The 26,713-nt window shown below is 60.8% G+C and carries 22 protein-coding genes and 1 pseudogene; 14 read left to right on the top strand and 9 right to left on the bottom strand.

Annotated elements, in window-relative coordinates; all coding sequences use genetic code 11:
• Nucleotides 1-47: 47 nt before the first annotated feature.
• From IPM54_10055 to IPM54_10085, 7 genes are all read left to right on the top strand, one after another.
• A complete protein-coding gene (locus IPM54_10055; GenBank protein ID MBK9260166.1) occupies nucleotides 48-2,156 on the top strand; it encodes a M13 family metallopeptidase in 2,109 nt (702 codons plus the stop codon).
• Between the two features lie 65 nt (nucleotides 2,157-2,221).
• The gene (locus IPM54_10060; protein ID MBK9260167.1) at nucleotides 2,222-2,965 is read left to right on the top strand and encodes an RNA methyltransferase; all 744 of its coding nucleotides are present in this window, start codon (nucleotides 2,222-2,224) and stop codon (nucleotides 2,963-2,965) included.
• A gap of 109 nt (nucleotides 2,966-3,074) precedes the next feature.
• Complete coding sequence (locus IPM54_10065) at nucleotides 3,075-5,012, top strand: serine/threonine protein kinase (protein MBK9260168.1); 1,938 nt, start codon at nucleotides 3,075-3,077, stop codon at nucleotides 5,010-5,012.
• The gene (locus tag IPM54_10070; GenBank protein ID MBK9260169.1) at nucleotides 5,012-6,118 is read left to right on the top strand and encodes a PEGA domain-containing protein; all 1,107 of its coding nucleotides are present in this window, start codon (nucleotides 5,012-5,014) and stop codon (nucleotides 6,116-6,118) included. The genes IPM54_10065 and IPM54_10070 overlap by 1 nt, the downstream gene beginning before the upstream one ends.
• Nucleotides 6,100-6,753, top strand: coding sequence for a hypothetical protein (locus IPM54_10075; protein MBK9260170.1), 654 nt, complete (start codon nucleotides 6,100-6,102; stop codon nucleotides 6,751-6,753). The genes IPM54_10070 and IPM54_10075 overlap by 19 nt, the downstream gene beginning before the upstream one ends.
• A gap of 80 nt (nucleotides 6,754-6,833) precedes the next feature.
• The gene (locus IPM54_10080; GenBank protein ID MBK9260171.1) at nucleotides 6,834-9,101 is read left to right on the top strand and encodes a (Fe-S)-binding protein; all 2,268 of its coding nucleotides are present in this window, start codon (nucleotides 6,834-6,836) and stop codon (nucleotides 9,099-9,101) included.
• Nucleotides 9,102-9,255: 154 nt separating this feature from the next.
• Nucleotides 9,256-9,501: a hypothetical protein gene (locus IPM54_10085; protein ID MBK9260172.1), complete on the top strand. Its 246-nt coding sequence runs from the start codon at nucleotides 9,256-9,258 to the stop codon at nucleotides 9,499-9,501.
• Nucleotides 9,502-9,578: 77 nt separating this feature from the next.
• On the opposite strand, the gene IPM54_10090 is transcribed toward IPM54_10085, so the two are convergent.
• Entirely contained in the window at nucleotides 9,579-11,837 is a 2,259-nt protein-coding gene (locus tag IPM54_10090; GenBank protein MBK9260173.1) for a BamA/TamA family outer membrane protein, read from the bottom strand.
• Nucleotides 11,838-12,027: 190 nt separating this feature from the next.
• On the opposite strand from IPM54_10090, the gene IPM54_10095 reads away from it, so the two are divergent.
• Both IPM54_10095 and IPM54_10100 read left to right on the top strand, forming a co-directional pair.
• Nucleotides 12,028-14,142 carry a serine/threonine protein kinase gene (locus tag IPM54_10095; GenBank protein MBK9260174.1) on the top strand — a complete coding sequence of 705 codons (2,115 nt, stop codon included), beginning with the start codon at nucleotides 12,028-12,030 and terminating at the stop codon, nucleotides 14,140-14,142.
• Nucleotides 14,143-14,262: 120 nt separating this feature from the next.
• On the top strand, nucleotides 14,263-14,640 hold the full coding sequence (locus IPM54_10100) for a hypothetical protein (protein MBK9260175.1): 378 nt from the start codon (nucleotides 14,263-14,265) through the stop codon (nucleotides 14,638-14,640).
• 217 nt (nucleotides 14,641-14,857) lie between these two features.
• Here the strand turns inward: IPM54_10100 and IPM54_10105 are convergent, their stop codons facing one another.
• On the bottom strand, nucleotides 14,858-17,854 hold the full coding sequence (locus tag IPM54_10105) for a hypothetical protein (protein ID MBK9260176.1): 2,997 nt from the start codon (nucleotides 17,852-17,854) through the stop codon (nucleotides 14,858-14,860).
• A 277-nt stretch (nucleotides 17,855-18,131) separates the two neighbouring features.
• Here IPM54_10105 and IPM54_10110 point away from each other — a divergent pair, with 277 nt between their 5' ends.
• Together IPM54_10110 and IPM54_10115 are read left to right on the top strand one after the other, a co-directional pair.
• Nucleotides 18,132-18,698 (top strand): Rieske 2Fe-2S domain-containing protein, encoded by a 567-nt coding sequence (locus IPM54_10110; protein MBK9260177.1) that lies wholly within the window; start codon nucleotides 18,132-18,134, stop codon nucleotides 18,696-18,698.
• Nucleotides 18,695-20,452: a cytochrome b N-terminal domain-containing protein gene (locus IPM54_10115; protein ID MBK9260178.1), complete on the top strand. Its 1,758-nt coding sequence runs from the start codon at nucleotides 18,695-18,697 to the stop codon at nucleotides 20,450-20,452. Before IPM54_10110 ends, IPM54_10115 begins: the two co-directional genes overlap by 4 nt.
• Before the next feature lie 24 nt (nucleotides 20,453-20,476).
• Here the strand turns inward: IPM54_10115 and IPM54_10120 are convergent, their stop codons facing one another.
• The 7 genes and pseudogenes from IPM54_10120 to IPM54_10150 form a co-directional block, all read right to left on the bottom strand.
• Nucleotides 20,477-20,872 (bottom strand): GFA family protein, encoded by a 396-nt coding sequence (locus tag IPM54_10120; GenBank protein MBK9260179.1) that lies wholly within the window; start codon nucleotides 20,870-20,872, stop codon nucleotides 20,477-20,479.
• 316 nt (nucleotides 20,873-21,188) lie between these two features.
• On the bottom strand, nucleotides 21,189-21,503 hold the full coding sequence (locus IPM54_10125; protein MBK9260180.1) for a transposase domain-containing protein: 315 nt from the start codon (nucleotides 21,501-21,503) through the stop codon (nucleotides 21,189-21,191).
• On the bottom strand, nucleotides 21,485-21,940 hold the full coding sequence (locus tag IPM54_10130; GenBank protein MBK9260181.1) for a transposase: 456 nt from the start codon (nucleotides 21,938-21,940) through the stop codon (nucleotides 21,485-21,487). The genes IPM54_10125 and IPM54_10130 overlap by 19 nt, the downstream gene beginning before the upstream one ends.
• Before the next feature lie 12 nt (nucleotides 21,941-21,952).
• On the bottom strand, nucleotides 21,953-22,159 hold the full coding sequence (locus tag IPM54_10135) for a transposase (protein ID MBK9260182.1): 207 nt from the start codon (nucleotides 22,157-22,159) through the stop codon (nucleotides 21,953-21,955).
• Between the two features lie 729 nt (nucleotides 22,160-22,888).
• Nucleotides 22,889-23,172, bottom strand: a pseudogene (gene tnpB, locus IPM54_10140) (IS66 family insertion sequence element accessory protein TnpB).
• A gap of 904 nt (nucleotides 23,173-24,076) precedes the next feature.
• Nucleotides 24,077-24,655 (bottom strand): hypothetical protein, encoded by a 579-nt coding sequence (locus IPM54_10145; protein MBK9260183.1) that lies wholly within the window; start codon nucleotides 24,653-24,655, stop codon nucleotides 24,077-24,079.
• Nucleotides 24,652-25,119, bottom strand: a complete 468-nt coding sequence (locus tag IPM54_10150) for a hypothetical protein (GenBank protein MBK9260184.1) — start codon at nucleotides 25,117-25,119, stop codon at nucleotides 24,652-24,654. Before IPM54_10150 ends, IPM54_10145 begins: the two co-directional genes overlap by 4 nt.
• Here IPM54_10150 and IPM54_10155 point away from each other — a divergent pair.
• Genes IPM54_10155 through IPM54_10165 form a run of 3 tightly spaced genes read left to right on the top strand, consistent with a single transcriptional unit; the run spans nucleotide 25,118 to nucleotide 26,661 of the window.
• Entirely contained in the window at nucleotides 25,118-25,441 is a 324-nt protein-coding gene (locus IPM54_10155) for an AHH domain-containing protein (protein MBK9260185.1), read from the top strand. The two genes, IPM54_10150 and IPM54_10155, sit on opposite strands and share 2 nt — an antisense overlap.
• Complete coding sequence (locus IPM54_10160; GenBank protein ID MBK9260186.1) at nucleotides 25,441-25,995, top strand: hypothetical protein; 555 nt, start codon at nucleotides 25,441-25,443, stop codon at nucleotides 25,993-25,995. The genes IPM54_10155 and IPM54_10160 overlap by 1 nt, the downstream gene beginning before the upstream one ends.
• Before the next feature lie 12 nt (nucleotides 25,996-26,007).
• Entirely contained in the window at nucleotides 26,008-26,661 is a 654-nt protein-coding gene (locus IPM54_10165; protein MBK9260187.1) for a hypothetical protein, read from the top strand.
• Nucleotides 26,662-26,713: the final 52 nt, after the last annotated feature.

Here is a 26,713-nt window from a genome sequence, read left to right on the forward strand (position 1 = left end):
TTCACATCGGACAGGGTTGCTCCTGTACCGCCAACACACCAAATGCCATGACGCGAACACACTGCCTCGTTAGTACATCTGCTCTGTTCCTTCTTGCCGCGTGCGCTTCGGCACCTCCGCTGCCCGACAAACCCGTAGAAACGGCGAAACCGGCGGAAACGGCCGCCACGCCACCGGCTGCACCCACGTACCAGGGCAAACCCAAGCTCGGGACGTTTGGTGTCGACTTGGCGGGTATGGACGCCTCCGTAAAACCCGGAGCGGATTTTTATAAATACGCTGGAGGAGCCTGGATCAAGGCAAACCCGATTCCTTCGGACCGGGCGCGCTGGGGGACGTTCGACGCATTGCGTGAAGAGTCGGATGCCAACGTGCGCAAGATTCTCGACGAGCAGGTTGCCAAGAAGCCTGAAAAGGGCACGAATGCGCAGAAGGCTGCTGACATGTATGCGTCGTATCTCGACACGGCAGCCATCGACAAGAATGGTTTTGCGCCGACCAAACCGCTGCTCGATGCGATTGGAAAAGCCAAGAGCACGGACGACATTGCCTTGCTGATGGCTCGAGCGGACCTGCCGTGCAAGGCGCCGATTGGGATGAGTGTGACGCTCGATCAAAAGAATCCCGATCGTTATGTCGTAGGGGTCGTTCAGAGTGGTCTTGGTTTGCCCGAGCGCGAGTATTACCTGAAGACCGACAAGCAATTCACGGAGATTCGGGAAAAGTACGAAGCGCACATTGGCCGAGTGCTCGCGATGGTGGGCGACAAGAAGGCCGCCGCGAATGCAAAGGAAATCTTGGCGCTCGAAACGAAGATCGCCGAAGCGCATTGGCCCATTGCAGAACGCCGCGATCGGGACAAGACGTACAATTTGCGAACGGTCGCGGAGCTCGAAAAAGAAGCGCCGAAGTTTCCATGGAAAAAGTACATGGATGCGCTCGGTTATGGCAAGGAAAGCTCGGTCGTCGTCCGCGAAGTCACGGCGATGCCGAAGCTCGCGGAGATTTTCGCAAAGACGCCGGTTGCAACGTGGAAGGCGTACATCACCTATCATTTCCTGCGCGCATCGGCGGATGTATTGCCTTCGGCGCTCGACAACGAGGTATTCGACTTCGTGGGTCGGACGTTGCATGGGCAACCGGAGCAGCGAGCTCGTTGGAAGCGAGCCGTGACTGCCGTCAATATGATGATTGGCGATGCCGTGGGTGAGCTTTACGTCGCTCGCCATTTCCAGCCGAAGGCGAAAGCCGAAATGGATCGTCTCGTCGAGAACCTTCGCAAAGGGTACGCATCGCGCATTCAGAAGGTCGACTGGATGTCGGCGGAGACGAAAAAGGTCGCGCTGGAAAAACTCGCAGGATTCCGCCCGAAAATCGGTTATCCGAGCAAGTGGAAGAGCTACGCGACGCTCGAAGTCGTCCCCGGTGATGCATTCGGGAATGCTCGACGTGCGGAGGTATGGGATCACGAGTACGACAAAGCGAGGCTCGGCAAGCCGACGGATCGTGAAGAATGGTTCATGCCGCCGCAGATGGTCAATGCATACTACAACGCCACGTTCAACGAGATCGTGTTTCCGGCAGCCATTCTTCAGCCCCCGTTTTTCGATTCCGAGGCGGAACCTGCCGTCAATTACGGGGCCATTGGCGGCGTGATTGGGCACGAAATGGGGCATGGTTTCGATGACCAAGGTGCCAAATCGGACGCGAAGGGCATTTTGCGCACGTGGTGGGCACCGGCCGACATCGATGCATTCAAGAAACGCACGCAGACGCTCGCCGATCAATATTCGGAATTCGAGCCGCTGCCGGGGATCAAGGTCAATGGCAAATTGACGCTCGGGGAAAACATCGGCGACATCGGTGGGCTCACGGTGGCCCATGAAGCGTACACGCTGTCGCTCGAGGGCAAACCTGCCGAGGTGATTGGCGGGTACACGGGCGATCAGCGATTCTTCTTCGGCTGGGCGCAGGTCTGGCGCACGCTTTATCGCGACGAAGCGCTTCGCAATCAAGTCCTCTCGGATCCGCATTCGCCGGCGATGTATCGCGTCAATGGCGTCGTGCGGAACGTCGACGCATGGTATGCGGCATTCGGCGTGAAGGAAGGCGACGCGCTGTTTCTGCCACCGGAAAAACGAGTAAAAATCTGGTGAGCTGGTCGTACCGGCCAACGAAATATGCCGGTCGCCGCTCTCCATGCTAATCCCGCGCGCATCTCATGCGACGGCGCACCCCCCACTCGATCTTCGTCGAACAAACTCAGCGTAAGCTCCTCGCTCGCCTCGCCGAGCTCGATCAACACGCCATCGTTCGCGAGCTCGATCCGCTGCTGACGGCCGAGCGCCGAGCGCGTTTCGAGTCCGTGTTTTCCCAGCGCCTCGACTCCGTCACCGTGCTCATGGACGCCCCGTACGATCCGCACAACGGCGCTGCTGTGCTCCGATCGTGCGATGCGTTCGGTGTGCAGCGGCTTCATGTCGTCGAGCGAGCGGGCATCGAGTTTCTTGCGGCGAAGCAAGTCGCTCGTGGATCCGAGCAGTGGGTCCACGTGCGCACGTATCCCGACAGCAAAGGAGCGCTCGAAACGCTTGCAGAGAGCGGTCACGAGCTTGTCGCGACGCACCCCCAGGGCGAGCTCCTTCCCCAGGATTTGCGCCACATCCCGCGGGTTTGTCTCGTCCTCGGCAACGAACGTGATGGCATCCACGAGGAGCTTTCGCGTGCGTGTCGGCGCAGTGTTCGAGTGCCCATGCGAGGCTTTGCAGAGAGCCTCAACGTGAGCGTGACGGCGGCGATTTTGCTCCAGCATGCAACGACGGGGCGACCGGGTGATCTTTCGGATGCCGAGCTGCTTCTTTTGCGAGCGCGCGCGATGGTGCTGACCATCGATCATGCAGCGGAGATCCTGCTGGCGAAGGGCATCGAGCTCAGTCCCGAGATCTTTGCGCCTGCAGAAACGTAAGAAGGCGCGTCTCGTGGCGATCGGGCATCTTGCTCTGCGAAGCGAAATTCGATAGCCTCCCGATCGCGACGATCGTGGATTTCTACTGACCACCGTCGGGAGATTCGTTGTGTCAGCGCCTCTGCCTCCGAAGCCTGCTCCGCCTCGTCCGCCTTCTCCGGCCGCTGGGCGCCCGAGCGCACCGCCGCCTCCGCGTCCCGCGGCTGGTGCCGCCGCGCCGCCTCGACCTGCGGCGGGCGCACCTGCCGCGCCTGCAGCGACTCCGCGTCCGGCAGCGGGTGCACCAGCGCCGGCTGCAGCAAAACCGGCCGAACCCGAACCCGAAGCGGGCTTCCAACACGGTGGCGATTTACCCGCAGGGCTCGTGATCTCGGGACGTTACCGCGTCGAAAAGATCATCGGTCGAGGCGGCATGGGTGCGGTGTACGCGGTTCGTCATGCCAATACAGGCGAGCTTTGCGCGCTGAAAATGTTGCTTCCCGCGCTTGCGGCAAACCCCGGCGCGGTCGAACGCTTCCGCACCGAAGCGCGGGCGCCCGTGGCGATTGGCAGTGAACACGTCGTGCGCGTGATCGATGCCGACGTGGCTCCCGAGCTCGGGGACGCGCCGTACATCGTCATGGAGCTCTTGAAAGGCCGCGATCTCGGCACGGAGCTGAAGCAGCGTGGCGCTTTGCCCGCAGGCGAAGTCGTCGTGTTCATGAAGCAGGTCGCTCGCGTGCTCGACAAAGCGCATGGGCTCGGCATCGTTCATCGCGATCTCAAGCCGGCAAACCTCATCGTCACGCAGCGCGAAGACGGCACGCCGCTCGTCAAGATTCTCGACTTTGGTATTGCCAAACTGCTGGATCAAAGCGGCGTTGGCGAGTTGACGCAAGACGGCGCGATCTTCGGCACGCCTTGGTACATGTCGCCCGAGCAAGCGCGCGGACAAGCGTCCAAGGTTGGGCCAGCCGCGGATTTGTGGGCGCTCGGGCTCATCGTCTATCGCCTTTTGACTGGGAAAAACTATTGGTCGGCTGAAGGCATGGCCGCGCTCGTCGGGCAGATCCTGTACGAGCCGATGGTTCCACCGAGTCAGATGTCTCCGCATCTCGGTCCGCGGTTCGACGCATGGTTTGCGCGCGCTTGCTGTCGTGAAGCCGAGGGGCGATTTCCGAATGCGACGGAGCAAATTCAAGCGCTCGCTCAAGCGTTGGGCGTGAACTACGCCGCGCAACCGACGAACCTGGACATGCCAAACCCGGCGGATTTGTCGGCATCGGCGCAGGTTCGTCAAGCCGTTGCGGGCATGCCGATGTACGGTTTGTCGATCCCACCGGGGGCTTCGATTCCGGGCACGAGCATTCCTGGCACGAGCATTCAGGCGGCTGGAATTTCTCAAGCGGGCATGCCGATGCCGGTTGGAGTTCCAAACCAAGGCGCAATTTCACTGGCGGGTGTGCCGCCGGCGCAGCTTGCGGCAATGGGTTTGTCCCAATCGGGTGGTGTGATGCCCGGGGGTGTGCCGGGAGCGACGACGGGCGCGCCACTCTATTCGACGCAGGCGGGAACGCCTGGACCGAAGAAGTCGCGTCTCGGGGCGGTGCTCGCGGCAAGCCTCATCATCGTGGGTTTGGCCGGGGCAGCCGGGCTTTTCTTTGTGCTCAAAGGAAAAACCTCGCAATCGGGCAATGCGGCGGCAACCGCGGCGGAAGCTGCGCCCGCGCCCACGCCGTCCGCTGAAGCTCCAGCGCTCCCGTTGCCTCCGGTGACGGCAGAACCGGCTGCGTCGGCTGCGGTCGAGCCTGCAGCGTCTGCAGAGCCTGTAGCGTCCGCCGAGCCTGCGGATTCGGCCGAACCCATCGAGATTGAGGAACCTGCGGCATCGGCAGAACCTGCCGCGTCGGCTGCTCCACCGCCTGCTGCAACGACCGCCGAGCCCGTTGCTGCGGCGCCCAAGCCAACGACGACGTCTTCACCCACGAAGACTGCTGTGAACACCACGGCAAAACCGAAACCTTCGAGCACGGTCGCCCCGAAGATCAAAGGCACGATCAAGTTCTGATGAGCAACACACGTCGGCGTTCATTCGCCATCGCCCTCTCCGCTCTGCTTGGTGCTGCTTTCGTCGCCGCGCCCAGTCAGGTTTCTGCGCAAGAACCCGCCCCCACCGCGCCAGCCTCGCAACAGCAAATTACGCTCGCGCGTCAGGCTGCGTCCGAAGGACTTGGCGCTTATCGCTCGGGCGACTTCAACAAAGCACTCGACCTGTTCGAGCAAGCGAAGGCGCTTTATCCAAGCGCGCAGATCCTCCGCATGCGCGGCTATACGCTGCTCGCGCTCGAACGCTGGATCCCATCGGTCGAAGCGATGGAAGAAGCCCTCGACTCGCAGACGGGCGCGCTCGATGAAGCCGACAGGAAAGACGTCTCCGAGCAGATCGCGAAGGCGATGATGCACATCGGAAGCGTCACGGTCACGACCCAGGTTGCGGGGGCCAAACTCAGCATCGACGACGTGCCCGTCGCCGACTTTCCAAAGGACAAACCTTTCCGTTTGCTGCCCGGAAAACACAAGTTTGTCCTGAGCGCACCCGAGCACACCGATGCCGTCGAGGAGCTGGACGTCGAGGCGAACAAGGAGGTGACGATTGCGCTCGAACCGAAGAAGGTCGAAGCGCCACCGCCACCGCCGCCGCCACCACCACCACCACCACCGCCACCGCCGCCGAAGAACCTGATTCCCAACCAAAAGATGATCGGCTTCATTGCGGCAGGCGCAGGACTTGGCTTGGGCTTGGCGGGTATTGCCGCAGGCGCCGCGTCTGGATACATCTCCGCCAACGTCGCGCGGGACGTGAAAATTCACGAGTACGTGTACGGGACGAACTGCGCCCGCGGGAACCTCGAACACTGCTTGCTCGATCGCGAGGTCGTCAACGCAGACGCGACCGATGCGACGACGCTGCGTAATCTCGGGATCGGCCTTGGCGTCAGCGGTCTCGTCGTAGGCGCCGGTGGGTTGGTCCTGGCCATCATCGCCAAACCCGAACCCGCCAAACCCGCCGATGACGCTCCTGCTGCCAAGAAGGCCCAAGCGACTTCCGTCGTGAAGTCTCTTGGTTGTGGACCGTATGGCGACGTCGGCTTGTCATGCGTGGGGACGTTTTGAAGGTTCGTCCGGGGCATGCTCGCCGCGGCGTGCTTGCAGCGTTTGCCCTCGTACTCGCAGCTTGTATCGACGTGCCTGCGGCGCCTCCGCGTGATGCGCTCAAGGTGCGCGAGGTCAAGGCGTCCCCGGGTGTCGTGCTCGAGACCGCGTGCACGCCGACGGGCATCGAAAAGTGCTTCGACGCGCACGACGACAACTGCAACGGCGTCATCGACGAAGGCTGTGGGTTGCACACGGGCATCCTTCAATTCGCCATCGCTTGGGAAGCCGTCGAAGCGGATGTCGACTTGAACGTGTACGATCCGAGCGGCGAGATCGCGCGGCTTGGAGAACCCACGTCGTCCGGCCTCGTCAAGGATCGAGACTGCCCGCAAATGGGCAACGAGTGCCAGGGGCAAAACATCGAGAACGTGTACCTTGCCGAGGGTGATCCAAAGCGAGGCACGTATCGCGTCGTGATTCGTCTCGACAAGCTCGGTGGTGCCGTTGCGCCCGTGCGTGTGCGCCTGGGTGCGCGCGTAGGGCAGCGCCCGTTTGGCATGGTCGTGGACTTGTCTCCGGGACCTGGCACGGAAGAAAAATCGTTCGAGTTTACACTTTCCCAACCCACCCCAGTTTCGACGCGCGCTTGTTGACGCGCTGCCCCGTCGCCCCCTAGAACACGTTTCGCCCTCTGTCGCTTTCTGGGAGAACCGCTGCGATGAACCCCCTTCTCATGTTCCTCGTCATTATCGGACTCGTCGGCGCCTTTGCGTACAGCGCCGGCAAGCGATGGCAACTCCTGCGCGTGGGCAGGGACGAGGATCGATTCGACGACATTGGCAAGCGTCTCGAGGGCGTGGCGATCTATGCGCTCGCTCAGAAAAAGATGCATTATTACCGGCTCGCCGGAGCCGCGCACATGCTCATCTTCGTGGGCTTTGCGATCCTGCTGCTCCGATCGATCATCCTCTGGGGGCGTGGATTCGATCCTTCGTTCAATGCTTTCATTCTCGGGCCGGAAGGATTTCTGGGTTTGCCCCTTGGGCACATCTACGAATTCCTGAAGGACGTCATTGCGACGCTCGTCATCGTCGGCGCCGTCGTATTCCTTTATTTCCGGGTAGTTCGCCAAGAACCACGCATGACGAAGTCCGGCGAGGCCATTTTGATTTTGGGCATCATCATCACGATGATGGTGGCCGACATGGTGTACGACGGCGCGTCGATCGTGCTGCACCATCAAGCATTGCCACAATGCATCGGTGGAAACCTCGAAGACGTCACGTGTGAATCGATTCGCAAAATCACGGCGCCGCTCGGACCCGTACCCACCCATCCGCTCGCCTGGGAACCTTTTCCCGCACCCGCAGGCTCGGCCTTTGCCATGATGCTCGCGGGCGTTTCGCACGACACGCTCCGCGTGCTCGCGCAAGTGGGCTTCTGGACGCACGCGACGCTCGTGCTGCTTTTCCTGAATCTCCTGCCGTACTCGAAACACTTCCACATCATCACGGCCATTCCGAACGTGTTTTTCCGGCAGACCAAGCCGGCTGGTCGATTGCCATTGCTCGCGCCGACCGCGGAAGCCATTGGCGAAAAGGTCATGGCCGCGGCCGAGGATCCGGCGAAAGCCGAACCCGTCGGAGCGACCAAAATCAACGATTTCACGTGGAAGGCCATCGTGGACTTCTACACGTGCACCGAATGCGGGCGTTGTTCGGACAATTGCCCGGCGCACAAGACGGGCAAGTTGCTCTCGCCCAAGCAATTCACGCTCAACTTGCGCGATCATCTGTACGAACACGCGGAAGAGCTCGTCCACGAAAAGTCGAAATCGGATACGGTCGGCGAAGGCCTCCCGCGCCTCGAAGATGCCGAAAGCGCCGAAAGCGCCGAAGCTGCACCCGCCGAGCCGAGCGAAGCCTTCAAAGACCTCGTGCCGAGCGTCATTCATCCCGACGTGCTTTGGGCCTGTACGACGTGCCGCGCGTGTGAAGAGCAATGCCCCGTCATGATCAGCTATGTCGACAAGATCGTCGACATGCGCCGCCACTTGGTGCTCGTCAAAGGCGAATTCCCCTCGCAGCTCAATGGCCCATTCCAGGCGATGGAAGTCAATGGCAATCCCTGGAATCTAGCGCGTATGGACCGCGCGAACTGGACCGAAGGGCTCGACGTGAAAACCATGTCGGACAACCCGACGGCGGAAGTTCTGTATTGGGTGGGTTGTGCGGCGAGCTACGACGATCGAGCCAAAAAAGTCGCGCGTGCGACCGCTCGATTGCTCCAAGCCGCAGGCGTCGACTTCGCCATCCTCGGACAAGAAGAAACGTGCACGGGCGACCCGGCGCGTCGAGCCGGCAATGAATACTTGTTCGCCATGCTCGCCGAGCAAAACGTCGCGACGCTGAACGGATACAAAGACCAAGGCGGCATCAAGAAAATCATCACCGCATGCCCGCACTGCTTCAACACGATCCTGAATGAATACCCGGACTTCGGAGCGAAGTTTGAAGTGATACATCACACGGACTTCCTCTTGGGACTCGTCGCGGAAAAGAAGCTCAAGCCCACGCAGCCGGTCAAGGGTCGCATGGTTTTCCACGATTCCTGTTACCTCGGCCGGTACAATGGCGTTTACGAGCAGCCGCGGGATATTCTGAAGAGCATTCCCGGCGTGGAGCTCGTCGAGGCTGAGGGGTGGAATCGCAACAAGGGGCTTTGTTGTGGCGCGGGCGGAGCGCAGTTCTGGATGGAGGAGCAGAACAAGGATCGCGTCAATGTCAAGCGCACGTTGCAGCTCTTGCAGACCGAGGCGAAGACGATTGCGACCGGGTGTCCCTTCTGCCAGACGATGATTTCCGACGGCTTGAAGGCTCACGGCAAAGAGGAAAGCGTGAAACAGCTCGATGTCGCGGAGATTTTGCTGGAGAGCTGTGCGCTCGATGGGGCCAAGAAGGCAAAGTCCAAGAAGAGCGCGGAGGTCCAAGCGGACGTGTGAGCACGGCTGTGTGTGCAAGCTTGTTCCATCTGCACGGGGCCTCGAGGGTCGAGCCCTAGAAGTGGGTGCATCCGGTGCGCACCTGAGCTACAGTCGGGCCGTCGCGGACCAGAGGGACCCGAAGATGGAACAAGCGCGGAGCCTGGCAATTTCCATGGCGATTGATTCGTTCGCAGAGAGCGCTTTGCGAGCGCGCGCGGCTGAAGCAGACGAGCCGGCGGAGTTCGAGTGCGATGCATGCAGTACGGTCGTACGGGGCGAACCTGCCGGCCGGGGGTTGTACGTGTGGCCACGAGGTGACGAGGTTCGTTACGAAGAACCGCCTCTATGTGGCAAGTGCGCGACGGCGATCGGTTTGACGGCGCTCGCGATATTCAGCGTGGAAGAAGAAGAGGGGTAGGGCGTTTCCAGGGGCGCATCAGAGCGCCTGGACGCCGCGCCATGGAAAACGCTCGTCCGCGAGCGCTCATTTCCACACTAAAACGCCTCGCCAATCGCGATCGTCGTGACGAGCGGAAACCCGCCCGTATATCCAAATCGCCCAGCGTCGTACGCGATTTGCACCTCGTCGCATTCCCCGATCACCTGCGCGCACGGAATGCGTGCGCCTACATCGACGCGGACGGGACCCACGGGCGTTGCATAACGTACGCCGATCCCTCCGGACAAATGCGGCCGGTCGACGCGAATGTCCAACACGCCGCTCGTCACGTCGCTTCCGTCGAGGAACAGGACGGCGCCCAAGTTCTCCGTGAACGAAAGACGCAATTCCAGCGTCGCCTCCCATAACGTCAATCCGCCCGTCGGCGACCAAGGCGCGACACCCGTTCGACGCAAAGGCACATTGGAATGCAAACCGACGCCGTTGTAAATGTATCCGCGATTGGAGGTGGGTCCGCCGCTGTAGAATCCGCGAAATTGCAGTTTTTGCAGTGTCGCGCGTAATTCGTCGAGCTTCAAATTCGTGCCATCGACCATGCCGTCGCCATCTTCGTCGACGCCGACGCGTTCTTTTGCTTTCTGCTCCAGAATGCCGAGTGTTTCTTCGTAAATGTTCTGTTGCGGAATGAGAAACCCGCCGCTCAGATGAAATGCGAGCGTCACGCGCGGTGCAATGGGCAGGTATGCTCGCAGGTCCGGGCGCAGGCGCACGTCGTCGACGTCACTTTTCATGAAAACGCCCGCGAGTTGCGCATTCAGACCCAAAAAAACGCCTTTTCGAGGGCTCACGCGATCGATGTTGCCTCGATCATCGCGACGAAAATCCAAATTGCCCGACGTCTCGAGGTACATGAGCAGCAGCCGAGAAAACCCCGGTGGATGTTCGTCACTCCAATACAAAAATGGATCGTCCACCTGAACGTGAAAAAATTGCCCAAGATAATGCTGAAAACCGCCGAATCGCCGCTCGATGCCGACCGTGCCCGAATATTCGCGATACCCGAGAGCTGGCTCCTTCGCTTCTTCCGAATCCGGCGCTGGTGTGCTGATGATGTTGAGCGGCCGGTAAATGTTGACCGCTCCGCGCAGAACGGCCTGCGTGTGCGCGTCGATGACGCCTGGTTGTCGCAATTCGAAGCGAGACCGTATTTCGGGCAAAACCTGCGTCGGCGCAGCGAGAAACAAGTTGAACAGCGCGCTCGGGTAAAACACCACGCCCGGACGAGCTTCGATGGCAAACCGCCGCAGCCCGCCGAGAAAATTTCGATCCTCCCAGCTCGCCGATCCGTGCACTTCCACGCGCGCGCCAGCTTCGGCACCCACGCCGAGCTTCACGGCGCGAAGAGCGGACGGTTGTAGCGTGATCGTGACGGGGATCGTCGGGTCGGGAGGTTTGTCTGGAGGTGACAGTTCGGGCTTGATGTCGATCGCTCCGAAAATGCCGAAGTCACCCAGCGCTCGTTCGGCGTCGACGAGGGTCTCGGTGGAAAATAGGTCGCCTTCCTTGAAACCAAGCGACTTGCGAATGATCCCTTCGGGAAGCTCGCCAAGGCCCACGATGCGAATGGCGCCGAACTTCGACCGCGGTCCGAGCTCGAGCGTGTACGTCACGTCGGCCGTGTGCGCGACGAGGTCGACTTTGACCTGACCGACCACGTTCGCGTACGGAAAACCTCGATCAGTCATCGCGCGGGCGAGCGCTTTTTTTGTCTTTTCGTACGCTTCCTCCTCCATGCGCGCGCCGATGACGAGCTCGTTTTTCGCTTCCGTGACGGGCTTGCTCACCTCCGCCGCTTCCGGCATTCGCCAGTCTTTCCACATGAGATTGACGCGGCGAATCTTCACCGGCGCCCCTTCGCTGACCGAAATCTCGACGCGCACGCGACCATCGGACGGTCTTCGGACGACGCGGCCAGCCGTCACGCGAGCTTCGTAGAAGCCGCGAGCCCGCAGATATCGTTCGACGCGTGCGAGGTCTCGTTCGAGGACGAACGGATCGAAGTACTCGTACTCGACGGTGAGCAGGTCGGACAAACCCACGACGGGGATGTTTTGCAAGACCCCGCCGAGCGCGTGGGCGCTCTCGGCGGTGGCGATGCGTTCCTTGATGGCCGCATCGGGGATCGCGTCGTTGCCGAGGATTTCGACCTCTTCGATGATGCAGCCGGACAGGTCGTTTGGGCGGCACGTTGGCGGCTTGGGCTTCGGCGCGCTTTGACAAGCAGAAAGCACGATCGCGCATGCGCAGACGACGAGCGCACGAGCTTCGGGATGCTGTCGTCTTTGGGCAGACACGCGATGAACCTTGGACCTCAAACGATTTGCGGCCGGATCTTCGTCGACCGACCGCGATGGCGCAATCATTAGCGCGGCGGCGATGGATGTGAAGTCAGGAAAACACGAGAGACACCTGGACATATTGATGCGGAATCGATTCGGGGCGCTCGGTGCTCGTCGGGTCTGGACATGATCTGGAAAGTCAGATATGGAAGGAAGGCAACGTCCCGAGCAATTTGCCGGGGGTTTGGACGTTCAGGGACTCACGATGCCTTATCAAGGACAGTTCATTACGTCGACCATTCGTTTGGTGCGCCGTCTCGAGAATGGTGTTGGGGGAATGGGGCAGGTATGGGCGGCGGAGCATTTGGCATTGCGAACTCACGTCGCGGTGAAGTTCATGGTGTCGAAACATGCGACGACGGAGGGGTCGCTCCGGCGGTTCACGCAGGAGGCGCAGGCGGCGGCGCTCTTGCAGAGTCCGCATGTGGCGAAGGTTTTTGATCATGCGACGACGGCCGAGGGGGAGCCGTACATCGTGATGGAGCTGCTTCGGGGTGAGACGCTTCGAGCGAGGCTCGAGCGGATGGGGCCGATGCCCACCGAAGAAGTATGCCGAATGATCGAGCATGCGGCGAAAGCGCTGAGTGAGGCGCATCGGATGGGGCTCGTGCATCGTGACATCAAGCCGGACAATTTGTTTGTCTTGGATGTCGAGGGCGAACCATTTCTGAAGGTGCTCGATTTTGGTATCGTCAAACAGCTCGATGCGGAGACGACCAGTTCGAGTGGCGGGTCGAATCTGGGGGTGGTGAAGTACATGAGTCCGGAGCGGCTCGGGGTCGATCCGCGCGTGGTTGATCAGCGAGCCGATTTGTGGGCGCTCGGGGTCGTGGCGTATGAATTGCTGACGGGCGCGGTGCCTTTTACCGGAAAAACGGATTTTTTGGTGGCGAAAGCGGTGGAGGTGGGATCGTTCATGCCGCCGACGCATAGGCGGCCGGACCTTCCGGAATTGATCGATGCGTGGATGGCGAAGGCTTTGGCGCGCGACATCAACGACCGATTCGACGCAGCGATGGACATGGCGGACAAGTTGCACGTGGCGATTCACCGTCGTCCGCGCATTACGTCGATGAAGCTCGATGCGCGGATTTTCGTCGAGACGGCGCCGTTCATCGAATCGGAGCCGCTTCCTGCTTCGCAGAAGTTCACGTATGATCCGCGTCGATCTTCGAATGTGCCGAAGGGCAAGGACACGGACAAACCCTCGAGGCCGTCGCAAGTGAAGGCTTCGGGAAGCGAGCGAGGTGCGGAGCATCATGAACATCGACGCACGCTTCGTTTCGAACCGCGGTTTCCTATGGTACCGGGAGACTTGCAATCCGAAAACAACGAAGACGGCGCATGGTGTGCGGTGCCGGCGGACGAATGGCCTCGTTGCGTTGCATTCGACAACATGGGGCCGTTTTTTTTCACGGCATCGTGGAATGGGGACGTGGCGGGTTTCGACTTGAATTTTCGCGTGCGCCAATGGACGACGAAGCTCGTGGTACGCGTCAATTGCATTGCGACCGGGCCGGGATTCGTCGCGCTTGGGTGCAGTGACGGGCGCATTCGGTTGCTCGAAGTGACGACGGGCAAGCTGATGCAATTGATGGATGGCCACAAAGCGCCCGTGCGGGATTTGGCTTTGAATGACGATGGCTCGACGCTGGTTTCGTGCAGCGAGGACAACCACGTATGTTCGTGGCGCGTTGCCACGGGCGAGCTTGCGGCGATGCTTCCGGTCGAGCTCAAGTGGGTGCGTGCGGTGGCGATGGTGGGTAATGGGTCATTGATTGCGTCGGGGGGCGACGATGCATCGGTTCGTCTTTGGGATGGTCAATTGCGCGCGGTGACGGTGGTTCGGGATGGTTCGAGCCCGGGGCTGGTGCGCACCGTGGCGTTTGCTCCCGCGGGGAATTGGCTTGCGGCAGGATTCGGCGATGGGGCCGTGCGCGTGTGGGAAACGCAGCATTGGGAGCTCGTGCAGACGCTTCGGGGAGACGGCAAACAAGTGCATTCGCTCGCATTCGACAAATCCGGCAATGGCGTCGTCGCGGGTCTCGTGAGCGGCGGGATTCGCGTATGGAACGTGTCCACGGGGGTGCTCGAACGTGACGTGATGGGGCGCGGGCGGCCGATGATCAGCTTGGCCATGGATGTGAGCGGACAATACCTCGCATCCGCGTGCAATGAAGGCCGTGTCAACGTGTACCGCTGGCCGCTCGATGTACGCATGCGCGAGGTTCCAGGCGACAAACGCAATGCGCGCGCCTGAGCGAGATGGGCCTGAACGAGCGTGTACTTTGCGACGTTGCCGAGGACGGACCGACGAGCGCGTACGTTCACTTGCAAGAAAAGTTGCCGTGGTGACGCGCTTGCCGCTAGGATCGCCATCATGCGATGGAATCTTCTTTTCGTTTTGGGTCTGATGAACGCGTTCTTGCTTGTCGCCTGCGATGATTCGAGCGGCGGCGGAAGTGGAGGCACTGGCGGGTCGAGCTCGAGCTCGAGCTCTGGCGGCGGCGAAGCGGGCACGGGTGGAACGGCGGGGACCGGCGGAGCGGCTGGCTCGGGCGGAACCGCTGGCATGGGCGGCGGTGGCGGGGGCTTGCCGGATGGTGCCGTGTGCGGCCAATCGGCCAATGGCGCCATGTGTGGCCCGGGGCTTGCGTGCTGTTATCCGTGCGGAATTCCGGATTGCGATTGGAAGTGCACACCGGCGTGCGATCCGAATTCGCCGGGGTGCGCGAACGGCTGCATAGCGGCTCCGTGAGTGTTGGTTTTCCGAGGGGGTTTCGGGGACGCAATCGCCCGCGGAACACCCTCTGATCATAGCAATACTACGCTACTTCGTTGATTGCGCTTCGGGAGGCTTGATTTCTCGGCACATGCGGCACCCCGAACTCGCCGCCTTCGGCGGCTCGAACAGCGGGGCCCCCGCCGCAGCGCCGAGAAATCAAACCTCCCGAAGCTTAGCTATTACGAGTTGATCACGGCCCGTATTTCGCAATGACGAGCCCGCCAGTGCCGCTGAGCGGTGCTCCCCAGCCGAAGTCGGCGGTTTTGCTGGTGGCACCCACGAATACCGCTCCGGAGGCGCTGCCAGTGAGCGCGTACCAGCTCGTCGGTGGATTGCCGCGCCAAACCAGCGCGCCCGTTTCATCGAATTTGGCAAGGAAACTCCCGCCCGTGAAGTCGCCCGCGCCCAAGTTGCCGGTGCCTTGGAAATACCCAACGATCACCGCGTCGTCGGTGCTCGTGTAATCCATGAAGACGCCGTACAAGTTGAAGCTCGATGTGCCGAAATGCTTCACCCAAATGGCATTGCCGTCCGCATCGAACTTGGCAAAACCAAGATCATTGACGCCAGTCGCAGCAATGGGACCGGTGCCGAGGTCCACCGTGCCATTGAAGTTGAAGGCGACGAACAAATTGCCGCTCTCGTCGAATGCTTGCGCAACCGCTTGGGACGTGCCCGCCGATGTCGTCACCGGATAGGTGTTCGTCCAAAGCGAATTGCCCATGCCATCCTGCTTCGCAATCGAAAGGACGCCCGATTGTCGCGACACGCCGTAAAAATGGCCCGCGGGACCGATGGTCGATCCGAGCTGCAGCGTTCCAGCAGCCACGTTGAATTCCACTTGGCCGAGCGGATCGTACTTCACGACGCGGTCGCCCGTGACGAGCGTGCCGTCGCCAAAATCGACGCCCGTCAGGCTGTCCGGAGAGACCGATGCCGCAATGAGCACATGTCCACCGTCGCCCGCCGTGAGGCTCGTGATTTCCGTGTCGTCGTAGGTACGCACCCACGAAGGCGCGTCCATTTGCGAAGTGTAGATGGAATCGGAGCCGCCGTGATACCAATGCACCGTGGCGACGATATCCGAATAACGTGCACGTGCACGCAAGTACGTGGTTTCGTTGTCGGCGTCGTTCAGGGCCGCATCCTCGACGACGCTCGGGCTGCCCGATGCATCAAAGGTGAACCACCAGGGTTGCGCCTGCGAAGGACCCGAACCGAGCATCCAACCATTGAGGTCGATGGAGCCCGTCTTGGAGCCGCTGCCGGACACGCCATCGTTTGCGAGCGGCGTAATCCATTCGATGTCGATGCTGCTGTCGACGGTGGGCGAAAGAATGGTGGCCCATTGGAAAGGAGCGCTCGGTGTGGCGACGGCAGCGCACACTTCGTCGTCGCAAACGTGGCTCGAGCATTCGCTTCCGGATGTGCACGGCGCGCCGGCATTGGATTGGCAGTTGCCTTGTCCATCGCAGATACCGCCGCAGACGGGCGACGAATTCGAATCGCCTTGCCCATTCGGCACGTTCGAGCAGGTGCCTTCCGAGCCGGTCACGTTGCATGCCATGCACGTTCCAGTGCATGCCGTATCGCAACAGACGCCGTCGACGCAGAAACCGGACGAGCATTCAGCGCTGGTCGCACATGCAAATCCATTGTCGACCATCGTGCAAGCGGCTGCGCCGCTGCACGTACCGCTGCCGCCGCATTCATCGTCGGGATCGGTTCCCGCCATGATCACGCCGCATTGACCATTGATGCCGCCACCCTTCTTGGCAGCCGAACATGCTCTGCATGTCTCCGTACACGCGCCGCCGCAGCAATATCCATCCACGCAATACCCGGACAAACATTGCGCGCTCGCGCCACATACGACGCCGTTGTAGCTTTGGCACGTGCCCGTTCCGCTGCACGCACCGGCCGCGCATTCATTGTCGGGATCCTTGCTCGCTGCAATGGGACCACACGTCCCGTCGGAACCTTGGCTCTTCTTTGTCGCCGTGCAAGCCTCGCACGTTCCCGAGCACGCCGTATCGCAACAGACTTTGTCGACGCAATTCCCCGACGCGCATTGCGATCCCGCGCTGCACGCGCTTCCATTTTCGAGGCCCACGGGCGCCGTGCACGCTCCCGCTCCGGTGCATTCTCCGCCGGTGCATTCGTCGTCGGGATCGGTTCCCGCTGCAATCGGTCCGCATTGCCCGTTGACGCCGCCTCCCTTTTTGGCAGCCGAACAAGCCATACAGCTTCCCGTGCAAGCGTTGCCGCAACAATATCCGTCGGCGCAATACCCCGACAAACAGTCGCCCGCCGAACTGCAAACCGCGCCATTGTACCCTTGGCACGTCCCCGATCCGCTGCATACCCCTGCAAAGCATTCGTTATCGGGGTCTTTGTTCGCGGCGATCGGACCGCACGTCCCATCGGCCCCTTGGGACTTCTTCGCCGCCGTGCACGCCTCGCATGTTCCCGTGCAAGCAGCGTCGCAACAGACGCCGTCGGCGCAATTCCCGGACGAACATTGCGCGCCCGTCATGCACGCGGCGCCATTGCCGAGCCCCGCCATCACGCATGCGCCCGCGCCGTTGCATTCGCCGCCCGTGCATTCGTCATCCGGATCGGTCCCCGATGCAATTGCCCCGCATTGCCCGTTGAATCCACCTCCCCGTTTCGCAGCCGAACATGCCCGACACGTCTCCGAGCACGGAGCGCCGCAGCAATACCCATCCGCGCAATTGCCCGACAAGCAATCCGTCGTCTCGCCGCACGTCGCGCCGTTGTACTTTTTGCAGCTCCCGGTACCATCGCACGAGCCGGATGCGCATTCGTTGTCCGGATCCCCGTAGAGCGCAATCGGGCCGCACGTTCCGTCGTCGCCTTGACCTTTTTTCGCCGCCGTACACGCCTCGCACGTCCCGCTGCACGCACTGTCACAGCACACGCCATCGACGCAAAACCCGCTCGCGCATTCCGCGCCCGTGCTGCACGTTTGCGCATTGCTCGGTGGAGGAAGCGCCGACTCTGCCGATGCTTTTTCCGCGCACCCCCATGGCCGGCAATCTTCATCGGGTCCCCAAGGCACCGCCTCTTCGCTCACGGTATCCGTACTGCGAACACTGCCGCTCGTTCCGCCAGCACCTTCCGTGCTGCCCTGGTCTTCGGCGCCGCATCCGGTTGCAGCGGTCATGAGTGCCAAAACAAAGGACGCCAAGTGATCCTCGGGTGGGCCCAAAAGGCACCCGGTGCCAAGTCGAATTCATTGTCGTGTGCCCTTTCTTCGTGGCGCAACCGTGCTAGCGCCCCAGTTTTCGAAATGCGCGCATCCGCGGCTTCAGCGTAGGATGTTATCAAACCACTGCTTGGTCTTCAATTGATTGATGTATTCCCCCCGCGCGCACTTCTCGCTATCTTGCTCGCGCCGAGCGCACGCGCGGCAAGAGGAGTGCGACGAGATGGCGGAAGAGATGCAGAACGAGCTGGTCGAAGAGCCTCCCAGGGTGGAACCTCCAGCAGACCTAGGCCAGACGACGAACCGTCGAGGTGCCCTCAAGGCGCTCGCTGCCGCGTCGGGAGCGATTTATGCCGGCGCGCTCATCGTGCCCGTCACCCGCATGCTCGCCCCCTCCTCCAACGGCGAAGCGGGAAAGGCTCGATGGATCCGTGTCGGACGCCTCGCAGACGTCAAACCCGACGAACCCAAACGCGTCGTCGTGATCGCCGACGAACGCGACGCCTACACCGTCACGCGCGATCAACTCCTCGGCTCGCTCTGGCTCGTTCGCAAGGGCGATCAAGTCACTGCGCTCAGCGCGGTTTGCCCTCATCTTGGTTGCTCCATCGACCTCAACGCAGACAAGCAAAGCTACGCATGTCCGTGTCACGTCTCCAAGTTCTCGCTCGCCGGTGAAGCCCTCTCGGGCCCGTCGCCCCGCGCGATGGATCCGCTCCAAGTACGCGTCGTGGACGGGTTTGTCGAAGTTGATTTCCGACGCTTTCGGCAAGGCATACCCACGAAGGAGGAAGTCGGGTGAAACTCGGCGATTGGATTGACGAACGCACGGGCTACCGACAGCTCGTGAAAAGCTTCGTGGAAGCGACCGTGCCTGGAGGCGCTCGTTTTCGCTTACGCGTGGGGCACGGCCCTCGGCCTGATGCTCGTGGTCGTCGCCGTCACCGGCGTGCTTCTCTCCACGGTGTATGCGCCGAGTGCCACGACGGCGTGGGCCAGCGTTGCATACATCCAGCAAAAGTGCCCGCCGGTTGGATCGTCCGCGGCCTGCATCAGTTCGGTGCGCAAGCGCTCATCGTCCTCGGCGCCGTGCATCTCGTGCACGCCATCGTCCGAGGTGCGTACCGAAGGCCGCGCGAATTCACCTATTGGCTCGGCCTTTTGCTCTTCGGCCTCATCGTAGCCTTCGCGCTCACCGGCAACCCTCTGCGCTGGGATCAACGCGGATTCTGGGCGCTGCGTGTCGAAACCGGCATCATGGGCACCGTGCCCGTCGTCGGCACCATCATGCAAGAAGCGCTTCTCGGCGGCAGTTTGCCCGGGAACCTCACCCTCACGCGCCTCTACGCCGCGCACGCCATCGTCTTGCCGCTCGTGACGGGCCTGCTCTTCGCCATGCACGTCATGATCTCGCGAAAGCACGGCCCGGCCCTCGAAACGCCCGCGGACGCGGTCAAAGTCGAACGATATTTCCCATCGCAAGCTGCGCGTGATCTCGTCGTCGCGCTGCTCGTCCTCGCCGTCGTCTTCGTTCTCACGTGGAAGCATCACGGCGCGCCGCTCGACGCTCCGGCCGACCCGACGAGCGATTATCCGGCGCGTCCCGAATGGTACTTTCTTGCGCTCTACGAAATGCGCAAGCCGTTTCCGGGACGCCTCGAGCTCATCGCGACGGTCGTGCTTCCATTTCTCGTCGTCGGGTATCTCATTGTGCTCCCGCTCTTCGACAAGAAGGCCGATCGAGGTGTGATGAAGCGCCTCCCGGTGCTCGTTCCGGTGGCGCTTTTTGGCATTGGCGCGGGCGTTCTCACGGGCGCGTCGCTCAAGCACGACGCAGCGGATCCCGAATTCGTCAAGGCTGTTGCAAAGCCGAAGTGCAAGCCAAGAAATCGCTTGCGATTGCATTCGAGGGGGTACCTCCCCGAGGGTGCATTGGCGATGATGCGCAATCATCCTGAAACGCGGCGCGTGTGGCTATACGAGCAGCATTGTGCGAGCTGTCATCGCATGGGCGAAATGGGACCTCCGGCCGGCGAGGACACGGCGCCGGACCTCACGGGGTTTGGCTCGGCGTCATGGGCTACGCGCGTGCTCATGGAGCCGGATCACGATTCGATGTTCGGCAAGACGGCATTCAAAGGCATGATGCCGAGCATGACGAAGCCGCCGGACGACCCTGAAATGGCCAAGGAATTCTCGCCCATGAAGCAGGAGGACTTGAATGCCATCGTGGAATTCTTGGCGGCGCAAGCCGAGGGCAAGGGCGAGGGAATGCCTGGCGAAAAACTCGTGCGACAGCGGTGTACGGGTTGTCATCGATTCGATGGGAAAACCGACGACGAAGAATCGCTTGCACCGGAGCTTCGAGGTTGGGGATCTGTGGCGTGGATATTGGCGCAGATTGACAATCCTGGCAGTGGCAAGACGTATCCCAAGGGCGCGATGGACCCGAAGCTCGAGGGGACACATGCCGGCATTGCGGAAAAACTGAGCGACGCCGATCGCAAGCTATTGGCGTCGTTCGTGCAAATGCAGGCGAAGAATAAAGTGAAGTAACTCTGCTGCGCAGTCGCTCCCCCGTCAATCCATGTGCTCGATGCTTTCGGGCACGTTCACCCAGCCATGTTTTCGCGCCTCGTACACCGAGAACGTAGGCGGCGGGAAGTTCGGGTCTGCAAAGGCACCCACCGGTACCGCAATGACACCGGGCATATCGGCGACATCGTAATACACGTTCGATCCGCACGTAGGGCAGAACCGAAACGTGACCGTCACGCCGGAATCACCGATGCGGACGAAGCTCGTCGCGACGCCTTCGATTTTCACTTTATCGGCTGGCCAGCGTGCTTGCTGTCCGAACGGGCTCCCCGTTCGTCTCTGGCACGCGAGACAGTGGCATATCGATACGCGGATCGGGTCGCCGTCGCATGTGACCCGTAGCTGCCCGCAACTGCATTGGGCGTGTCGTGAACGCATGGTTGGTTCCATCTGCGGCTTGTGAGTACCTCCAGGATGTGAGCGAGCTTGGTGCGTACTTTAGGCGCGCTCGTCGCGTCGTGAAAAGCACGAAGTTGCGCGTGCTCGACGATTTTCCGGGGCCTCGCGCAGGTCGGATCCGCGCATTCGAGGGGTCACGGGGACGTGGGACCGACGTTGTGCCGTATCCGCCCGACCAACTACACCCGACGCCTGCCGTGCACGTGCTACGCTCAACGCGGACGCGTGCATCGCGCACACGCATGCGCCCGCATCGCCGACGATGCGATGAAGCGTTCAGATGTCGTTCATCAGCTCAGGCAATGCCCGGGCGCCAGACGTTGGGCAAGAACTCATCCAGGCGACTCATAGGCCAGTCGGATTGCAGCTTTTCGATCACGTCTGTCAGGTATTCCAGCGGATTGAGCCCGTTTTTGTGACAGGATCCGGTGAGCGTGCAGCCCGGCGAGCCTTTCTGCGCCGGCGTCAGATCCTGCAAACCAGAATTCTTTCGACCTAGCGCAACCCAACGTAATCGTCTTTCGGCTTCGCCGTTGTCGATCTCGAATTGGCCATCCGAGAAGCACCGACGCCACGCAGCTTCTTGCTTTTTCAGCGTACCGCGCCGCATCGTAGAGCGGTGTTTTCCGGAATCGCTTGCGGCTTGACGTCTCGAATCCATTGATAGAGCTCGTCCACGAGCGGCACGCTGCCCAACGTCCTTTGCGCGAGCCGATCTTCGCTGGAAAGCTTGTGCTCCTTGTATTCGCGCTTCGAGGTTGTAGATCGCCTTGAAGAAATCCAGTCGCCACGGCCGCTCGGACATCGCCGAGCTTCGCAGCTTCCTCGAATTTGCGCCGAATGTGCATCCCGCAGCCGAGACGACGCTCTGCCGGAACGATCTCCCGTATCGCCATCCATGGCATCTCGAAGCGCTTTTTCGTACCCGGCGTACCCGTCGCCTTGCAAATAGACGCGGAAACCATCGAAAAATTCTGCCGGCCCATCCGCCTTCCAATTCGGCGTGTAGTGGAATGCGACGAGTCCCCGCCCCGAATACGCCCACAAGTGCCCTCGTTTTCACGCCATTTGGATGGTCTCCTTTCGAGCACCGGCAAACCCGTGTCGTCCGCATTGATGTACTGGGGATGCAATCACCTTTTCCGCGACGCGCCCAGCAACTGGAGCGAGCACATCGAGCGCAAAAGCCGACCAGTCTCCGATCGTCGATGTCGACAGCGGTACGCCCATGCGCGCGAATTCCTTGCATTGCCGATAAAGCGGCATGGGATCCTCGCACTTGTCGACGACGATTTTTTCGCGAGCAGTCCCGAGCCGGGTCGCCCTTTATCCATGACTTTTCGCTCGGCGCCACCACCACGCCCTTATCACCAACGCCGCACACGAGTTTTTCTCGAAGCTCCTCGATGACCACGAATTTGGCCGGAATGAAGTCCAAATCTGACTCTTGACGTAATCCATGCACGTCTTGTCAGCGCCACACGCAGCACATTTTTCGCAGTTCTTCGGGCACGGCAATCACCTTCTGTTGCCGAGGCAAGTTGCTCGGCAATGGATTGCGGCCCTTGTGGCCTTTGAGGCGGCTAGAGCGCGGGCGGTTTCGGTGGTGCGGGTGGCGGCGCTTCAGGTGCATCTTCGCCGAGTTTCGCGAGCATTGCCTTCAGGTCTTCGGTACTGATTTTCTCGCTCTTGCGCCCGTACAGTGAGCGCAACGCCTTTTTGCAACCGCATGGCGAGCGCCGTGTTTTCCTCTTTGACCCGCAACCAAGGGTCCATGACCAGCGCGATGAGGCTCGTCGATGCGGCCTGCTTCGGCCATCGCCTGGAGTTTGGCGCGTACGTCGGCAAGGTCATCGTGGCGTGAGTTTGTCGAGGGAAGACATGAGCGCCCCGTACCGGATGGCGCTGCGAGTGGCCAACAGAACGACAAACTTTCTGTTTGTCGCCGGAGTTTTCCACGATTTGAGGGCAAACCAAAAGATGTGGCGGTCAACTTCAGGCAGCATTGTCCGCGCGGCGCACGAGCCTGAAGCGTTTGCGTCGCTGTGCATCGCTCAAGTCGATACCTTCGAGGAGCAATCCCAGCTCGGCGGCGTCGACTTCGACGTGACGAGCGCTGGATGGTACGGGCATTGGCAGGTGAAACCGGCCCTGGGCAAGCCGCTTGGCGAAGATGCAATATCCGGTGCGATCCCAGAAAGGACGCGGATCTGGTCCCCTCGACGGTTTCAGAAAACAAAAAGATGCCCTGACGCCGGGTCTTCGCCGATGACTTGCATCACGGCGGCGGACAAACCATCGAAGCCTTTGCGCAGATCCGTAGGCGCCGCAGTAAACAAATGCGCAATGCCGGCGGAAGCGTGAACATTCTCGCAGCGCCCTTTCCTTCAGCACCTCAAGCACTCGGCGGAGCGTCGTATCGTCGAATCCCGGCAGGACGCGCACTGTCTTGCGCTCGTCGACAACGCTATCGACGTGCTGGTCATGTCCCTGCACGAGCCCGCAATCTCGCGAGACGACGTGGACAGGCGAAATACGGGTGCGGCAGAAGTCTGCGCGGCATGCTCGTCGTCGAGCAAGCCATCTTTTCTCAGCCGCCAACGCCACGAGTGAAGCGAATGCGCCTCGACACCAACGCGCGCACCAAACTCGGTTGCCGTCTCGCCACTACGTTTCCACTCTTTTACAAGCTTCGCCCATTGCGATGCGTTTCTCCGTGCCATCCCGACCTCCTGTCGTGGGCACGATCATAGTGCAATCTCGAGGGCCCGCTCCGGTGCGGATGGCCGGATGGTTACGTTGTGCCTTCGGTATGCGGTTCACGATGGCGTGGTCGCGCGAGGATGACTGGCGCGACGGGGTCGCAGAGGCGTGGCCTGCGAGTGCGCTTGGAGGTGGCTCGCTACGGGACGTCGTGAGGTGCCTCGGCTGGCTGGGCGGGGCGGTTCATGGCGTCGTGAGGTGGTCGATGGATGCGGCGCGGGCGGCTCACGAAGGTGCGGATGCGGCGGCGCATGCTGGGAAAGCCGCGCCACGGGCAAGGGAATGCGCGAGCGAGGGGAGGGAGGCGATTTCACGAGGGTGGGGGGTGGGGAGGGCGCAGATTTGGCGTGACGCGCGGCCGAGGTGGTGGTGGAAGATGCGCGGGTCGTCGTGGATGGGGGGACGTGGGGGCACGAGTTTTCACCACCAACTGTCGGTGAAGAGGCAGTGGTAGATGGTGCCCATTCCTAGGAGCTGATTGCAAACGAGCACATCAGGCACGACGATGTTGCCGATTTCTTCGGGCAGCGGTTCGTGATCGGGGAAATACTTTTTCATTTCGTCGACCATTGCTCGAGCGTCCGCGATTTCATCGTCCGCGAGGTCGAACGGGTGAAGTCGCCAGACTTCATCATAGTTGTGATGATTTTTTTTAACGTGTCGCGAGTTGTAGACGACGTAATATGGCGCGATGAAGCTGATGGCTAGGCCAATATCATGAGGCTCTCCGTCTGCGTTCGACGAGCCTTCGAGCTTAACCAAATAACATGCGTCGAATCCACCTCCCGCCAGGTGGAGAGATCGATTCGTCGCGCGATCGGGAAAACGCGCATCGAGCCGCACGAGCAGCTTCTGCCAAGCCGAATTCGGCCGACCGGCGTGCTTTCGGGCCTCCACCAGCGCTTCCCTCGGTCCATAGGGCTCACTCGTGTCGTAAGAAGTGCTTCGCCAGTAATATTGATAGACGATTTGCAATAACTCGTGCATGGTATGTTTCACAGGCGATTGACCCTCGCACCAAGGTCTACCCATGTCGTATTGAGCGTCACTCTGACCTCTGTTGCAAACTGAATGCAATATGCTGCGGCCATCCACTTGGGCTGTCGCATCATGACGGCCTTGGATGCCGTCGTTGCAGCCGCCGCGCTCATCGATGCAGCAACAGCAGGCGAGATGACGCCATATTTTCGCGGGCGAATCGGCATGCCAACCTTGATCGTACATGTCCACGTTTCGGGGAGCAAGTGGCGCATGTCGATGAATTTTAGAGTCGCAACAGCTTCCTGCCACCCTCCTGGGCCTTGCCCATCGTAGGGTACGATCGTCACGAAAATGAATAACGAGGGAGAGAATCCACCCGCTTGGGGCGCCTCGACGGGTCGGTCGTAATCGGCGGCATTCGCCGATGGCGCATGAACGAATTGAAAAAGAACGGCAAGGATAACACATAAAGAAAGCCGCATGATTGACATGCAATCACGCAGCTTCCGCCACGTCAAGCGAGCTATATGCAGTATTTCCGGCATCCTACGCCGATTTGATATCAGCAATCGCTTTGACGCACGCTTCAAGATCGGCCTTGACGAGGCGGTCAACGGTGTGTTTCTTCCGGCCACGAAAAACTCGCCCAACCCCCTGGGATCGCAGGTGCACCGACCGCTTTCCAACATGGAAGCGTACTACAAGAAGGTGAACGATGCGCTGGAGGGCTTGAAGACGAAGCAAGAAGTTATCGCCAAGCTACGAGATATCGCGGACCCACTCACCAAAGGGACGTTCTTGTGATGGAGATCTACGACTCGATCGGCGTGAGAGGCTACGAGATCGTCCAGTGTCCAGGCGGCTACGATGACTGGCAACTCCTGGGCAACCTGGATGGCACACCGCGTCTTGCGACTTGGAAGCCTGTGGTCGTCAAACGTGTGCGCGGCAGCAAACGCGAAGCATTTCGTCCCGCGGATTTGCCGTATGAAGGAGGTTCACTCATCTTGCGTCGCTCCGCGGTGGATGTGCTGCGCGACATGCTCGAAGCGCACGGAGAGCTGTTGCCCTTGCAGGACGAAGGCGGCGTCGAGCTGTACGTGCTGAATCTGCGGGCCGTCGACGATGCACTGGACGAACCGCGTTCGAGTGTCAACTACGTCGGGGGAACCGACCGCATCAGCCGCATCAAGAAACCCGTGTTCATCCCGTCCGCGGTCGAAGGCGTGGACATCTTCAAGCTGCGGCGGAAGCTGAGCCAGATCTACTTCAGCGATCGCTTCGTCGCGCGTGTGAAGGCGGCCAAGCTGAAAGGTTTGAACTTCACCAAGGTGTGGTCTTCGGACGAACCTCTGTGATAAGTGGGCTCCATGGGCAAACCTGGGGCATACGAAAAAGCAAAGCGCAAGTGGAAAAAAGCCGAGCTGGATGAGATGACCGAAAAGTTTCAACAGCTCGGTGTGGAAAATCCAGAAGGCTGGGCGAGGACTCAGGTCATCGAGGGCATTCCAAACCTCCCGAAGATGATCTTTCTGAAGCTGATGTGGCGCACCATTGTGAAGGAAGGTGACTCCCAGTGGATCGACCGCGAGATTGCGGATGCGGAAAAGAATCCAAGCGATCCATTCATTGGTGGCGGCTTGGCATTAAAGAGCCTCCGCGCCAAAGGTGCGACCGACGAAGAGCTCATCGATGTCGTGCGCAATTTTCAGATGGAGTATTTGTGGGATATCGTGATGCTGCTCGACTTCGGCGCGAATAACGTTGGTGCAGATCAACGACAAAGTTCGGCGGCATCCGCCCGGGGACCCATGGGCGATGTTGTCACGTGTCGTCTTTTTCTGGCGGTGTCCTCGCAGGTTTCCAGTGGCTGGAGTATTCGGGATGTAGCCGGCCTCGGGCCCCCCAATTTTGAATTCTCAGCGGTGAACCGCCGTATTGCCAGATGTTCTTTGAGTTATAGGGCGGGGAATGCCACCAGATCGTCAGCGCTTCGACATCCGGAAGTACGGGTATATCTATAGCGGCAACGCACCCGAGGCGAATCGAAACGTCGGACTCATATTTCAGCCATCG

The organism is Polyangiaceae bacterium, from assembly GCA_016715885.1.
Taxonomy (GTDB): domain Bacteria; phylum Myxococcota_A; class Polyangia; order Polyangiales; family Polyangiaceae; genus Polyangium.

Coding starts and splice junctions, on each gene's coding strand:
- IPM54_10055 (MBK9260166.1), top strand. CDS start 48: ATGACGCGAACACACTGCCTCGTTAGTACATCTGCTCTGTTCCTTCTT.
- IPM54_10060 (MBK9260167.1), top strand. CDS start 2,222: ATGCGACGGCGCACCCCCCACTCGATCTTCGTCGAACAAACTCAGCGT.
- IPM54_10070 (MBK9260169.1), top strand. CDS start 5,012: ATGAGCAACACACGTCGGCGTTCATTCGCCATCGCCCTCTCCGCTCTG.
- IPM54_10075 (MBK9260170.1), top strand. CDS start 6,100: ATGCGTGGGGACGTTTTGAAGGTTCGTCCGGGGCATGCTCGCCGCGGC.
- IPM54_10080 (MBK9260171.1), top strand. CDS start 6,834: ATGTTCCTCGTCATTATCGGACTCGTCGGCGCCTTTGCGTACAGCGCC.
- IPM54_10085 (MBK9260172.1), top strand. CDS start 9,256: ATGGCGATTGATTCGTTCGCAGAGAGCGCTTTGCGAGCGCGCGCGGCT.
- IPM54_10095 (MBK9260174.1), top strand. CDS start 12,028: ATGGAAGGAAGGCAACGTCCCGAGCAATTTGCCGGGGGTTTGGACGTT.
- IPM54_10100 (MBK9260175.1), top strand. CDS start 14,263: ATGCGATGGAATCTTCTTTTCGTTTTGGGTCTGATGAACGCGTTCTTG.
- IPM54_10105 (MBK9260176.1), bottom strand. CDS start 17,854: ATGACCGCTGCAACCGGATGCGGCGCCGAAGACCAGGGCAGCACGGAA.
- IPM54_10110 (MBK9260177.1), top strand. CDS start 18,132: ATGCAGAACGAGCTGGTCGAAGAGCCTCCCAGGGTGGAACCTCCAGCA.
- IPM54_10120 (MBK9260179.1), bottom strand. CDS start 20,872: ATGCGTTCACGACACGCCCAATGCAGTTGCGGGCAGCTACGGGTCACA.
- IPM54_10125 (MBK9260180.1), bottom strand. CDS start 21,503: ATGCGGCGCGGTACGCTGAAAAAGCAAGAAGCTGCGTGGCGTCGGTGC.
- IPM54_10135 (MBK9260182.1), bottom strand. CDS start 22,159: ATGCCGCTTTATCGGCAATGCAAGGAATTCGCGCGCATGGGCGTACCG.
- IPM54_10155 (MBK9260185.1), top strand. CDS start 25,118: ATGATTGACATGCAATCACGCAGCTTCCGCCACGTCAAGCGAGCTATA.
- IPM54_10150 (MBK9260184.1), bottom strand. CDS start 25,119: ATGCGGCTTTCTTTATGTGTTATCCTTGCCGTTCTTTTTCAATTCGTT.
- IPM54_10160 (MBK9260186.1), top strand. CDS start 25,441: ATGGAGATCTACGACTCGATCGGCGTGAGAGGCTACGAGATCGTCCAG.
- IPM54_10165 (MBK9260187.1), top strand. CDS start 26,008: ATGGGCAAACCTGGGGCATACGAAAAAGCAAAGCGCAAGTGGAAAAAA.